The 12,194-nt window shown below is 64.9% G+C and carries 13 protein-coding genes and 1 pseudogene; 5 read left to right on the top strand and 9 right to left on the bottom strand.

From position 1 onward, the window contains the following. From QZ266_RS14515 to QZ266_RS14505, 3 genes and pseudogenes are all read left to right on the top strand, one after another. Positions 1 to 667: pseudogene (locus QZ266_RS14515) on the top strand (hypothetical protein); the annotation flags it as partial. Further along, positions 664 to 1,194 (top strand): glycine zipper domain-containing protein, encoded by a 531-nt coding sequence (locus QZ266_RS14510; protein WP_295696383.1) that lies wholly within the window; start codon positions 664 to 666, stop codon positions 1,192 to 1,194. The pseudogene QZ266_RS14515 and the gene QZ266_RS14510, both read left to right, overlap by 4 nt. A gap of 184 nt (positions 1,195 to 1,378) precedes the next feature. Next, entirely contained in the window at positions 1,379 to 2,152 is a 774-nt protein-coding gene (locus QZ266_RS14505; RefSeq protein ID WP_295696381.1) for a hypothetical protein, read from the top strand. 31 nt (positions 2,153 to 2,183) lie between these two features. Here the strand turns inward: QZ266_RS14505 and QZ266_RS14500 are convergent, their stop codons facing one another. Then, on the bottom strand, positions 2,184 to 2,918 hold the full coding sequence (locus tag QZ266_RS14500; RefSeq protein WP_295696380.1) for a TlyA family RNA methyltransferase: 735 nt from the start codon (positions 2,916 to 2,918) through the stop codon (positions 2,184 to 2,186). A gap of 206 nt (positions 2,919 to 3,124) precedes the next feature. Here QZ266_RS14500 and QZ266_RS14495 point away from each other — a divergent pair, with 206 nt between their 5' ends. Both QZ266_RS14495 and QZ266_RS14490 read left to right on the top strand, forming a co-directional pair. Further along, on the top strand, positions 3,125 to 3,730 hold the full coding sequence (locus tag QZ266_RS14495) for a TetR/AcrR family transcriptional regulator (protein ID WP_295696378.1): 606 nt from the start codon (positions 3,125 to 3,127) through the stop codon (positions 3,728 to 3,730). 31 nt (positions 3,731 to 3,761) lie between these two features. Continuing rightward, positions 3,762 to 5,150 carry a S41 family peptidase gene (locus QZ266_RS14490; RefSeq protein WP_295696376.1) on the top strand — a complete coding sequence of 463 codons (1,389 nt, stop codon included), beginning with the start codon at positions 3,762 to 3,764 and terminating at the stop codon, positions 5,148 to 5,150. A 351-nt stretch (positions 5,151 to 5,501) separates the two neighbouring features. Here QZ266_RS14490 and dxs read toward each other — a convergent pair whose 3' ends face one another. The 8 genes from dxs to QZ266_RS14450 form a co-directional block, all read right to left on the bottom strand. Further along, positions 5,502 to 7,427 (bottom strand): 1-deoxy-D-xylulose-5-phosphate synthase, encoded by a 1,926-nt coding sequence (gene dxs, locus QZ266_RS14485; RefSeq protein ID WP_295696374.1) that lies wholly within the window; start codon positions 7,425 to 7,427, stop codon positions 5,502 to 5,504. Between the two features lie 14 nt (positions 7,428 to 7,441). Then, on the bottom strand, positions 7,442 to 8,329 hold the full coding sequence (locus QZ266_RS14480) for a polyprenyl synthetase family protein (RefSeq protein ID WP_295696373.1): 888 nt from the start codon (positions 8,327 to 8,329) through the stop codon (positions 7,442 to 7,444). Positions 8,330 to 8,388: 59 nt separating this feature from the next. Beyond that, positions 8,389 to 8,742 carry a tRNA-binding protein gene (locus tag QZ266_RS14475; protein WP_295696371.1) on the bottom strand — a complete coding sequence of 118 codons (354 nt, stop codon included), beginning with the start codon at positions 8,740 to 8,742 and terminating at the stop codon, positions 8,389 to 8,391. Positions 8,743 to 8,744: 2 nt separating this feature from the next. Further along, positions 8,745 to 8,993 carry an exodeoxyribonuclease VII small subunit gene (locus QZ266_RS14470; protein ID WP_295696369.1) on the bottom strand — a complete coding sequence of 83 codons (249 nt, stop codon included), beginning with the start codon at positions 8,991 to 8,993 and terminating at the stop codon, positions 8,745 to 8,747. Positions 8,994 to 9,085: 92 nt separating this feature from the next. Beyond that, positions 9,086 to 9,685 carry a histidine phosphatase family protein gene (locus QZ266_RS14465; protein WP_295696367.1) on the bottom strand — a complete coding sequence of 200 codons (600 nt, stop codon included), beginning with the start codon at positions 9,683 to 9,685 and terminating at the stop codon, positions 9,086 to 9,088. Between the two features lie 73 nt (positions 9,686 to 9,758). Beyond that, positions 9,759 to 10,694, bottom strand: coding sequence for a histone deacetylase family protein (locus QZ266_RS14460; protein ID WP_295696365.1), 936 nt, complete (start codon positions 10,692 to 10,694; stop codon positions 9,759 to 9,761). Between the two features lie 379 nt (positions 10,695 to 11,073). Then, complete coding sequence (locus QZ266_RS14455) at positions 11,074 to 11,793, bottom strand: DUF4386 domain-containing protein (RefSeq protein WP_295696363.1); 720 nt, start codon at positions 11,791 to 11,793, stop codon at positions 11,074 to 11,076. A 122-nt stretch (positions 11,794 to 11,915) separates the two neighbouring features. Beyond that, positions 11,916 to 12,194: helix-turn-helix transcriptional regulator (locus QZ266_RS14450; RefSeq protein ID WP_295696361.1), on the bottom strand; the 279-nt coding region annotated here is incomplete at its 5' end.

The raw sequence follows: 12,194 nt of genomic DNA, 5'->3' as shown, positions 1-12,194 counted from the left end.
GACGCCCAGCGCAGTGATCGCGGTGATGAAGTTCGCCGGGACCGCGGCAATGAGACCGGTCGAGGCGCCCGACGCCAGCCCGACCAGCAACGGCGGGCCTCACGCAGTGACCGGCCGCGTCGTGAAGCGGGCCCGGCGTCGCGCCCCACCTCACGTGACCGCCCGGATAGCAGCTCGCGACCCGATCGCCGGCGCCCCGATGCAGGCAATCCTGGTCGACGTCCCGATACAGGACCCGATCGCCGTCGCCCCGACGCAGGCAATCCCGGTCGACGTCCCGACACGCGCCCCGATCGCCGTCGCCCCGACGCAGACAATCCCGGTCGACGCCCCGACACACGGCCCGATCGCCGTCGCCCCGATGCAGGCAATCCCGGTCGACGCCCCGACACGCGACCTGATCGTCGGCGCCCTGACACACGGCCAGACCGTCGTCGGCCCGATGCAGGCAATCCCGGTCGACGTCCCGATACGCGCCCCGATCGTCGCCGCCCTGACACACGGCCGGACCGCCATCGCCCCGATGCGCGCGGACCGGGCAATCACCGCCCGCGGGTCCATCGCGGCGGACGCGACCAGCGCCGCTGGGACTATGCCCAGCGCCGCCACAGTTTCTATCGTGACCAGAATCGACACTCATCGCATCGCCGTTGGGTTCGCCACATGAATCACGGCTGGACGAGCACGCGCTATTACGGTCGCTGGGGGCCTTCCAGTCGCTGGCGCTACCACACGCGCTATTACGACTACGGCTATTCCAACCGGCAATTCGCTTATTATGACGGGATATGCCGCTATAACAGCAATGGCGACGGCGCCATTGTCGGCGCCCTGCTCGGAGCGCTCGTCGGCGGTGTGGCCGCCAGCGATGACAATGTCGGTGCGGGCATCCTGATCGGTGCCGGATTCGGTGCCGTGCTGGGCAACAGCCTGAGTCGGATGGATAATTGCGACCGTGCGCAATACCACTACGCCATGAATTACGCCTTCGAATACGGCCAGCCCTATTACTGGGGCAATCCGTATTCCGGCGTGCGCGGTTCAATCGTCATCCGCGAGACCTATTACACCGCCAGTGCGGAATGCCGCTGGGGCGATGCCGAGGTCTACATGCCGGACGGGACCTATAATTATGACCGCGTGCGCATGTGCCGTGACGGTTATGGCGACTGGCAGGTCGCCCGCATCCAGTAACGCATTCCGGGGACAGACAGTCCTGTGTATGTGGGATTGCGACGGAGAGAGGCCGACCTTCACCGGGTCGGCCTTTTTCTTGCGTAACCTTCATCGAGCCGTTCATCCGCGGCTCATCGACCGCGCGCTAGAACAGGATCAACACCGGCGAAACGCGTCGGACCGACCCTTAATGGAGGTAGAGATGAAATTGCTGACCCCCACGCTTCTGGCCGCTACGGCGCTCGCCGTCACCCTGCCGTCCATGGCCCAGGCCCAGAATTACCAGGATTGTGAATCGGCCCGCCAGGACCGCCAGGTCGCCGGCGCCATCATTGGTGGCATCCTTGGCGCCGTGATCGGCAATGAGCTCGCCGATGACAGCAATAACAACCGCCACAGCCGGGACAGCCATTGGGGTCGCGGCCGGGGAAGTCACGGCTCTTGGGGTCGTGGTCGCGGCCATCGCTACCAGCACCGTGATCGCGGCAATGCCGAGGAAGTCGGCACGATTGCCGGCGCCGGAGTCGGGGCCGTGATCGGCGCCGGAATTGCCGGTGGCGACGACTGCAATAATCGCGGCCGGGTCAATCAGCAGCCCTATTACGGCGACAAGCCGGGGGCGCGCTATTCGGATGCCCGCTACGGCGACACTGCCTACGGCAATGACGGCTATTACGAGGACAGCTACCAGGCTGGCTACGGCGATAATCGTTATTATGAAGACGATTATTACGATGATGGTTATGCCGATAATCAGGCCTATGGATCATCCGGCACCCTGCTCGGCGGCGCGGACCGCGCGGAGCCGGCGCGCGTCTACACTGCCGCCTCCTACCCCGCCAACAGCGCAACCGGCACCTGTCACTGGTCCCAGACGCGCCGCATGGATGCCTACGGCCAGCCGGTCACCGACCAGGTCTATATGTGCCAGGGCACAGACGGTATCTGGCGCCCGGCTGACACTTATGGGCAGTAGATCACCTGCCGTGAAACACCTCTGAAGTAATTCAGGTTTGAAGCTTGCGGGTGGCGGCCATAAGGTATTCCTTATTGCCGTCACCGCCTTCGATTGGACTCTCCATGACCGCGCACACCGAAAAGCCTTCCAGCCCTTCGAGGCCGGCCCGTACGGCCGCGACCGCGTCATGGCGCGCCGTCTCGCTTTTCACCAGACCGCCCTTGCCGATCAAGGCCTTGCCGACCTCGAACTGGGGTTTGATGAGCGCGATCAGGTCGGCGGTCGCCGCGCTCAGCGCCAGGGGCCGCGCGATCACCTTGAGCAGCGAGATGAAGCTGGCATCACAGACCACCAGCGAAGGCGGCTCGGACAACATCTCTGCCGCCAATGACCTGGCGTCGGTCGACTCCAGTGATGTGACGCGCCGGTCCGCCTGAAGCGAGGGGTGGAGCTGGTCCCGCCCGACATCCACCGCATAGACATGCCGCGCCCCGCGTGACAGCAGGACTTCGGTGAAACCGCCGGTCGAGGATCCGACATCGACGCAGACCCGGTCCGCCGGATCAATCCCGAACCCGTCCAGCCCCGCCACCAGTTTCATTGCCGAGCGTGACACCCAGGGATGGGCGGCTTCAGCGACAATCTCCGCCCCCGCGGCAATCTTCTGCGACGGCTTGGTCACCGTCACCCCGTTGGCCGACACCTTGCCCGCCGCAATCGCCGCCTGGGCGCGCGCGCGTGTATCGAAATGACCGTGTTCAACGAGATAGAGGTCTGCACGCATGGCCGGGTCCGCCTGGATTTGGGTCCTGGTGGCAAGGATAGCGTGAGGGCGGGCGCAGGAGCCATGCCGGTTTGCACCGGTTCCAGTGCGCCCTGGCAAATGGTGTGTCAGTCAGGTCCCGCCTCGCACGCCGATTAAGTGACCGGCCCGCACCTCCACTGAAACGCAAAAGTGACCGCGGTCACGAAGCCACGCATACTCGCGCCATGACCGGATTGCGCGACCGCAAGAAACACGCCCTGCGCCAGGCGATTTACGACGCGGCGCTTCAGCTCTTCGAGCGCGACGGCTATGACGCCGTCAGCGTCGCCACGATCACCCGTGAGCTGAAGATCGCCAAGGGCACATTCTTCAACCACTTTCCGAGCAAGGCGGACATTCTGGCCGAGTGGTATGAGAGCACGATGATGACCAGTCTCGACGCCCCGCTGCCGCCCGGCCTCTCGCCAGCGCAACGGCTTGTCGAGCGGGTCCACAGCGGTGGAGCCCAGGCGTCGAAGGCACCGGAACTCTGGCGGGCCAAGAATGCCGAAGCCACCCGGGCCGCCTCGATCCAGGACGCCGAGCGCAGGGTCGATACCGCCTTTCGGGACAGCCTGCGGGCCGATATCCAGTCAGCGGTGCGCGACCAGGTCTGGCGCGAGGATGTCGCGCCCGACGCCCTGGCTGACCTGGTCATCACCCTGGCCACAGGGACCTGGCGGGAAGTCATGGTCGCCAACCGCGTTTCCGACGCGCGCGGCCTCCTCAATGCGCGCCTCGCCACCCTGCTGCAGTTGTGCAGGATTGCCAGCGAACCATCGAACAACTAAAAAATGACCGCGGTCACTTTTAGGAGATTTCATGTCGCGCGCCCTGTTGTCCATCGCCTCGGCCCTGTGCCTGACGGCCTGCGCCTCGCCGGACCGGCCAGCTGAGCGGCAAGTGATCATGAGCGAAGGCACGACCCTGCCGGCCGCGCGCGGAATCTGGCTGTCGGAAGAAAGCGGCTGGATCCTCGCGATCGACGAAGCCGGGATCACCCGCTGGCAGGACACGCCAGCAGGCTGCTATCGCACCGCCCAGGACGGTCCGACCCTGATGAGCCAGGTCGAGTATCGCTATTTCACACCCGCCGATGACCAAAGCGCACGCTTTGAATACCTGCCGGGCGATGGCCATGCCGTCCTTGTGCGACAAGCCGGCCTGCCTGCCCATTGCGGCACCGGGGATCTGACCTCGCCGAGCGCGGTATTCGAGACCTTCACCGGCATTTTCGACCGCCATTACGCCGCTTTCGACCGCCGCGGGGTCGATTGGGGCGCCGCCGTCGCGGCCGCCCGCCCGCGCATCAGTGACGATATGGATGAGGCCGCCCTCTTCGCTGTCCTGTCCGATCTGATCGAACCACTCGGCGACAGTCACACCAAGCTGATTGCCGACATCGACGGTGCACGCCAGCGCGCCCAGTTCGGGCTCGGCGAAACCCTGCCCATGATCGCCACAAGCCTGGGCGAAACGCCCTGGCTGATCGGACTGGTCGACCAGACACTGGGTGAATTGCTCGACCCCGGCGCCCGTCATGTGGGCAATGACCGGGTGATCATCGGCACGATCGACCAGCGTATCGGCTATATCCAGATCTTCACGATGGGCGGATTCACCGACACGGACATCCCCGGCACGCCCGAATGGGCAGCGGCCGAACTCGCCGCGCTGGATGTCATGCTGGATGACGCCCTGACCCAGTTCGCCGGACTCGACGCCGTCATTCTCGACCTGTCCAATAATCGGGGTGGGTATGATGCCGTCACCCGCGCCATCGCCAGCCGCTTCACCGACACCGCCTACGACGGATACGCCGTGCGAACCGAGTGGGACGGCGCGCCGCTCGCCACCTATCGCATAAACCCGCATGACGGGCCGCGATTCACCGGCCCGACCCTTGTGCTGACGAGCGACGTCACGGTCTCTGCCGGTGAGATCACCACGATGATGCTGCGCCAATTACCCAATGTGACCCAGGCCGGCACCACGACCCGCGGCGCCTTCTCCACCCCGCTCGCCAAACCCCTGCCCAATGGCTGGTATCTGGAACTCGCCAATGAGATCTTCGCCGACGGGGACGGGGCGGTTCATGAAGCGCGGGGCCTGGAGCCGGAGATCTCGCTGGACGTCTTCCCGGCCGACGATCCGGTCGGTGGGCATGCCGCGGCCGTGCGGGCTCTAGTGGCGCAGATCCCGGACGAATAGACCGCCTTCCCTCTCCCCAGGGAGAGGGCCGGGTATTGCGGCGAGCGCCAGGCAGCCCCCGGTGTCTGGCGCACGGGCGCACACCCCGCCATAAATCCCTTGCCGGGAGACAGCCGTATCCGGTTCTTGAGCTCAAGGGGAAACCCGCGGAGCGGCGCCTGCGGCGCCCTTGACCTCAAGAACCGGATACGGCCCGCTGGCTGTCATGGGATGTATGGGCAGGTCTGCGCGAGGCGCAAGATGATGGCTGTGTGGCCTCGAATAATTGGAGGCTTTCAGGATGCCGCACTTCCTCTCCCCCGGGAGAGGGTCAGGGAGAGGGGGAAATCCCGGTGACGGCCTGTACAGCCCCTAGCCCGCGATCAGCGCCGCCGCCACACGTTCTGCGGCCGCGTCATCCTTGCCCATGGCTTCCAGCGCCTTGGCGGCGATATGGCGGGCATTGAGGCCGGCGGTTTCGTACATGTCGAAGGGAGCTTCCTGGTCCTGGAAGACATCCGGCAGGGTCAGGGTGCGGATGCGCAGGCCGCGATCGAGGGCGCCCCTGTCGGCCAGGAGGTGCAGGACGAAGGCGCCGAAACCGCCGCGGGCGCCCTCTTCCACCGTGATCAGGACTTCATGCTCGCGGGCCAGGCGCAGGATGAGGTCCTCATCGAGCGGTTTGGCGAAGCGGGCATCGGCGACCGTGGCCGAGAAGCCCTGGACAGCGAGCGCGTCGGCGGCCTTGAGGCTTTCCTCCAGGCGGGTACCGAGCGAGAGGATGGCAATGCGCGAGCCTTCGCGCACGATACGGCCCTTGCCGATCTCCAGCGCGTCGATCACGTCCGGCATGTTCACGCCGGTGCCATTGCCGCGCGGATAGCGGAAGGCAGACGGCGCATCATCGATCAGCGCCGCAGTCTTCACCATGCGCGAGAGTTCCAGCTCGTCGGCGGCCGCCATCACGACCAGGCCCGGCAGGGCGCCGAGATAGCCGATATCGAAACTGCCGGCATGGGTCGCCCCGTCAGCGCCGACGAGGCCGGCCCGGTCGATGGCAAAGCGCACGGGCAGTTTCTGGATCGCCACATCATGGACGACCTGGTCATAGCCACGCTGCAGGAAGGTGGAGTAGATCGCCGCGAAAGGCTTCATGCCGTCGGCGGCAAGACCGGCGGCGAAGGTCACGGCGTGCTGTTCGGCGATGCCGACATCGAACATGCGATCCGGGAAGCGGTCCCCGAACAGGTCGAGCCCGGTACCGCCCGGCATGGCGGCCGTCACGCCAACCACGCGATCATCGGCCTCCGCCTCACGGATGAGCTGCTGGGCAAAGACCTTGGTGTAGGACGGCGCGGCGGCCTTTGATCTCTGCTGCTCGCCGGTGATCACATCAAACTTGGCGACGCCATGATATTTGTCCTCGGCCGCCTCGGCCGGGGCATAGCCCTTGCCTTTCTGGGTCACGACATGGATCAGGACCGGGCCGTTGTCGCCATCGCGCACATTGCGCAGGACGGGGACGAGCTGGTCGAGATCATGACCGTCGATCGGGCCGACATAGCGAAAGCCCATTTCCTCGAACAGCGTGCCGCCCATGGCCATGCCACGCATGTATTCCTCGGCCCGGCGGGCCGCTTCCTCGACGCGCAACGCCTTGGCGACGCCCTTGCCGAGCTTGCGGATGGAGCGATAGCCCTGCGAGGAGACCAGGCGGGCAAAATAATGGCTCATCGCGCCGACCGGCGGAGCGATGGACATGTCATTATCGTTCAGGATGACGATCAGGCGGCCACCGATATGGCCGGCATTATTCATCGCCTCATAGGCCATGCCGGCCGACATCGAGCCGTCACCGATCACTGCGATGACATTGCGATCCTCGTCCTTGAGATCACGACCGACCGCGAAACCAAGGGCCGCCGAAATCGACGTCGAGGCATGGGCCGCACCGAAGGGGTCGTATTCGCTCTCCGACCGTTTGGTGAAGCCGGACAGCCCGCCCGGCTGGCGCAGGGTGCGGATACGGTCGCGGCGCCCGGTCAGGATCTTGTGCGGATAGCATTGGTGGCCGACATCCCAGATCAGCGTATCGGTCGGCGTATCGAAGACGTGGTGCAGGGCCGTGGTCAGCTCGACCACGCCAAGCCCGGCTCCCAGATGACCGCCTGTTACCGAGACGGCATCAATCGTTTCCGCGCGCACTTCATCGGCCAGCATCTTGAGCCGGTCGAGCGGCAGATTCTTGAGGTCTGCCGGCGCGTTGACGGTGTCGAGGATCGGGGTCTTCAGTGCCATGGGCATCTGGCCTTTCACGAGCGCCGCGCGAGGATGAAATCCACGGCCTCTCTCAAAACATCTGCTCGCGCACCAAAAGGTTCAAGGTGTTCCTTGGCCTGTGCGGCCAAGTGCCGCGAACGGTCACGCGCGCCTTCCACTCCCAGAATGGTGACGAAGGTGGCTTTTCCTTGACCGGCATCCTTGCCGACCGCCTTGCCCGCTTCGCCCGCATCGCCCGTGGCATCCAGGAGATCGTCGGTTATCTGATAGGCCAAGCCGAGATCATGGGCAAACCCTTCAAGCGCCCGGCGTACACTCTCCTCGACATCCTTGAGGATGGTGGCGCTCTCGACCGCGTAGGAAATCAGCGCGCCCGTCTTCATCCGGTGCATGCGGGTGACCACGGAAATGTCAAACTGCTCGGTCTCGGCCCGAATATCGATCATCTGCCCGCCGACCATGCCATAGGGTCCGGAGGCCCGGGACAGGCGTTCGACCAGGCGCGCGCGCACACCGCCGCGCTGATGCGTGTCGGGGTGGGCGAGGATCTCGAAGGCGATCGATTGCAGTCCGTCACCGGCGAGTACGGCGGTGGCCTCGTCATAGGCCTTGTGCACGGTGGGGCGACCACGACGCATGTCGTCATCATCCATGCAGGGCAAATCATCATGGATGAGCGAATAGGCGTGAATGCATTCCAGCGCACAGGCAGCGCGCAGAATGCCGCGTTCGTCGGCATGGATGAGATGCCCCGCCTCGATCACCAGGAAGGGACGCAGACGCTTTCCCGGACCGAGCGCGGCATACCGCATGGCAGAATTGAGATGGGCTTCGGGACCCTCGGCGCGAGGCAGCAGCGCATCGAGCGCGACCGTGACCCGGTCGGCATGCTCATTGAGTCGCTGTTCGAAATTGTCCATCGACCTGCCTGCTCCACTCTGCTTGCGGCCCGGTGATGCCGGGCGGCGAGCCTGTTCGTCTAGTGCAATCGTGCGCCATCGGGCACGGACTGGTCCGGCGCCACAAGCACGATCTCTCCTGTGCCATCAGAAACGCCGAGTGTCAGCACTTCCGAGCGCATCGGACCAATCTGCCGCGGCGGAAAATTCACCACGGCCAGGACCTGCCGTCCGACCAGCGCGTCCGGCTCGTAATGCGCCGTGATCTGGGCCGAGGATTTCTTCTCACCCAGCTCGGCCCCGAAATCGATCCACAGACGGATGGCCGGCTTGCGGGCTTCCGGAAAGGGTTCGGCCCGCACGACCGTGCCGATCCGGATATCCAGCTTGAGGAAATCCTCGATGGAGGCCAGTCCCGGCGCGTCGTCCGACATGCCTAGTCGAGCCCGGCCGGTTCGGTGGCCGGCTGACCATCTTCGCCGCGGACGATTTTCTCGACCTTCAGCTCGGCAGCCTGCAGCTTGCTGTCGCAATGCGCCCGCAGGGCCGCACCGCGCTCATAGATCTCGATCGAACGCTCGAGCTCGACCTCTCCGGATTCAAGCTGGCGGACGATGCCTTCCAGCTCGGCGAGCGCTTTTTCAAAGCTCAGGGTCGCAATGTCGGCATGCGGCTCGGACGCCATCCTGTCTCTCCGTCATGGGTCGGGGTCGGTATTCGCGATCACCATAGAAAGCCCGGTCCGGCGCGGCAATCGCCCGTTCAGTCAGACGACTGTCAGTTGCCGCGATACTCATAGCGACGCCAGGACCAGTAGCTGTCGCCACCATCGCGAACGCAGACCCAGCCGGAGGCCTTGAGGTGCGGACGCATCATGCGGTTAAACCAGCCATGGGCGCAGCACACGACCGGGCCGGTCCCGGCGGCTTCGATCAGGCGTTCCACGGCGCGACCGGCTCGCGCATCGGCCTCGACGCGGCTTTCCCGGCCACGGGACTGACCCAGCCACCAGGTACAGCGGGCGAACACGCCCCAGGTCTTCGCCATGAAGCGACCCGGCCAGGGTGGCGGCGGCAGTTCGGCTTCGACGAAATCCGGCTCGATCACCAGTTCACGTCCCGGCGCGACGGCCTGGGCCGTCTCGATGGCGCGGCGAAGGGTGGAGGCAAAGATCGTGCGGGCTTCGACGGCCTGGGCTTTCAGCGGCTCGGGCGCGCGCTGTCCCTCAACCAGCGGTGCCGGCTGGTAGATATTGTCCCACCAGTCCTCATAGCCGCGCCAATCCATCATCGCCTCGCGATTCGCGAGGGGCTGGCCGTGTCGGGCAATGGTAATCGGGCCGGGCCGCTTGGGCGTGGCGGGAGTGATTTCGGTCATGCAGTGTAACGGTCGCGCGCGGGGCAAAAGGCCTCAAGCCGGTGCGCCCCGACGCAGCCTGGCAGAAAAGGGTTCACGCCTCGGACAGCGCGCCGACATAAGCCGCCGCCGATCGCCCCAGGGCCGGACAGTCGTAGCCACCCTCCAGCACGGAAACAAGCCGGGAATGGGCAGAATCGCGAGCAATCCCAGCCAATTGCCGCGCGGCCCACGCATAGTCATTGCTGCGCAGGCCCCAACCGCCGACCGGATCATCCGCATGGGCGTCGAATCCGGCCGAGACCAGTACCAGTTCCGGACGCACCCGCTGGAGCGCCGGAATGAGCCGGGTTTCAAAGCGGGCCCGCCACTGCGCACCCGTGGTATCCGTCGGCATCGGCATATTGAGCACATTGCCGCCGAGGCCGGTTTCGCTCTCCGCGCCGGTGCCCGGATACAGGGGCGCCTGGTGCAGGGAGGCAAAGAAGACCCGCGGATCGCGCTCGGCCAGGCATTGCGTGCCATTGCCGTGATGCACATCGATATCGATGATGGCCACGGATTCAAGGTCATGCACTTCCAGCGCATGCGTGGCGGCGATGGCGATCGTGTTGAAGAGGCAAAACCCCATCGCCCGATCGGGCTCGGCATGATGTCCGGGAGGGCGGGCCAGGACGAAGCCGGCACCGCCCTGCTCCGCCATGACCATGTCAACGGCTGCAACCGCCGCCCCGGCAGCACCAAGGGCCGCCGCGGCAGAGCGGTCACAGACCAGCGTATCCGGATCCAGAGCCACCCACTCGCCGGGATCAGCCTCGGCGCTGGCACTGAGGACCCGGTCGACATGGGCCGCGGTGTGGAAGCGCGCCAGATCGGGCATCCCGGCCGGGCCGGAATTGTCCGTCCAGTCGCATCCAGGCAACGCCATCAGGGCTGCGCGTGTCGCCTCATAGCGACCGGCATGCTCGGGATGCCCGGCGGGAACGGCATGAAGGCGGCTGGCGGGGCTGTCGAAGATCGTGATTTTCATGGCGACCACCTTGCGGTGATTGCGATGCGCTTTCCAGTCCCGACCGGGGCCGGCGGACCACTGAAGCACATCGACCTGACCGGCTCAGAAATTATAGGAAGACCCGCCCTGGATCCAGGCCAGCGCGAAGCCGATGGCTACGCCGGCTATCACCACCACACTGATCCACCCGCTGCCTGATCGCGTCCGCTTCATCCCGCCCTCATTGTCTGGTCTGACAGGAATGAAAATAGGGGTGAATCAGATTCAGCCAACGCCTAAGTTGTTAGGCCTGACAGGCACTTACACAGGGTGTGACGGCCATCACACCCTGTGTTTGGAGGTTTGCGTGCCCCGTTTTCAAGACCGGAAGGCCCTGGCAGGCCGGTGAAGCGGCGATCTAGACCGCCGCCTTGGACCGGCCGAACCAGTATTTCGTATTGATCCCCGCGAACAGCAACCAGAACGCGGCAACCCATTCAAACAGACTGCCCGGGATGAAGAACAGCATGACGTGCTCGCGCACGGACGGGAACAGGACGATCACGGCGGCGAGCGTTCCGATCACCAGATAGGTGAACATGCCCCAAACCGCGAGCCATCGCGGAATGAAGCGCGCCCGGTAAAACAGGGCGAAGTAGAGAACGCCGCCAACCGCCATCGGGATCAGGAGGAAGTAGATTGTCGACCCGTACACATCGCGCAGGAGCGTCACGAGCGCCGAGCGCTCCTCACCGGAAAATCCGGGGCTCAGATCGGGGTTCATGACGGCTGCAAAGGCCGCGTATTTGAAGATGATGAAGGTCGCGCCCATGGCGCCTTCGATCAGCCGGCAGAAGGCGCCGACCAGGGCCGTTCCCTGGCTGACCGGCCTGAGGACGGCATACATGGCCGCAGCCGACACGACGACGAAGGTATACATCACCATTTCGGCCAGAAATCCGGTCCGGAACAGGAATTCATCGCTCGCCGGCGGCGCTTCGCCGCTCATTAGCGTACTGAGCCCGGGGATGGGGCCGAAGGTGATATACACCCCGGCGAGGCTGTAGCAGAGATAGGATAACCCGGCCAACCGAGCCATGCGGCGAACGGAGTGTTCGGAGTGTTGTGATGCAGACATGGCGTGAGCGCCCCCGTCGGTTAAACATTGATCCAGGCAGGTGATGAACACCCGCGTCCTGGTTTTGGGGGAAAATCAGGCTGTCTGTCGTCCGAATGGGGCCATTCGGACACCGATCCGCATCAATGCACGGCGTTTTCCAGGCCCTTCGAGCGCGCACTGCGCGCCTCTGCGCGATACTGGCTCGGCGGAGCGCCGACATGCTTCTTGAACGCCGCATTGAAGGTCGATCGCGAATTGAACCCGACCTCCATGGCGATCTCCAGCGTGTTGCGTTCGGTCTCGCTCAATAGTCGCTTGGCCTCATCGGCCCGGTGCAGGTTCACAAAGTCGAAGAAATTGATGCCCAGATGCTGGGAGAGCGTCTCGGAAATATGGTTCTTGGTGACACCGGTAATGTC

Origin of the sequence: uncultured Maricaulis sp., from assembly GCF_905480005.1 — a bacterium.
Lineage (GTDB): Bacteria > Pseudomonadota > Alphaproteobacteria > Caulobacterales > Maricaulaceae > Maricaulis.
The sequence above is the reverse complement of the archived record's forward strand: the minus strand, read 5'-3'. Positions and strand labels throughout refer to the sequence as shown.

Excerpts from the sequence above, each read along its gene's own strand:
- QZ266_RS14510 (WP_295696383.1), top strand. The coding sequence starts at position 664 with ATGAATCACGGCTGGACGAGCACGCGCTATTACGGTCGCTGGGGGCCT.
- QZ266_RS14505 (WP_295696381.1), top strand. The coding sequence starts at position 1,379 with ATGAAATTGCTGACCCCCACGCTTCTGGCCGCTACGGCGCTCGCCGTC.
- QZ266_RS14500 (WP_295696380.1), bottom strand. The coding sequence starts at position 2,918 with ATGCGTGCAGACCTCTATCTCGTTGAACACGGTCATTTCGATACACGC.
- QZ266_RS14495 (WP_295696378.1), top strand. The coding sequence starts at position 3,125 with ATGACCGGATTGCGCGACCGCAAGAAACACGCCCTGCGCCAGGCGATT.
- QZ266_RS14490 (WP_295696376.1), top strand. The coding sequence starts at position 3,762 with ATGTCGCGCGCCCTGTTGTCCATCGCCTCGGCCCTGTGCCTGACGGCC.
- dxs (WP_295696374.1), bottom strand. The coding sequence starts at position 7,427 with ATGGCACTGAAGACCCCGATCCTCGACACCGTCAACGCGCCGGCAGAC.
- QZ266_RS14480 (WP_295696373.1), bottom strand. The coding sequence starts at position 8,329 with ATGGACAATTTCGAACAGCGACTCAATGAGCATGCCGACCGGGTCACG.
- QZ266_RS14475 (WP_295696371.1), bottom strand. The coding sequence starts at position 8,742 with ATGTCGGACGACGCGCCGGGACTGGCCTCCATCGAGGATTTCCTCAAG.
- QZ266_RS14470 (WP_295696369.1), bottom strand. The coding sequence starts at position 8,993 with ATGGCGTCCGAGCCGCATGCCGACATTGCGACCCTGAGCTTTGAAAAA.
- QZ266_RS14465 (WP_295696367.1), bottom strand. The coding sequence starts at position 9,685 with ATGACCGAAATCACTCCCGCCACGCCCAAGCGGCCCGGCCCGATTACC.
- QZ266_RS14460 (WP_295696365.1), bottom strand. The coding sequence starts at position 10,694 with ATGAAAATCACGATCTTCGACAGCCCCGCCAGCCGCCTTCATGCCGTT.
- QZ266_RS14455 (WP_295696363.1), bottom strand. The coding sequence starts at position 11,793 with ATGTCTGCATCACAACACTCCGAACACTCCGTTCGCCGCATGGCTCGG.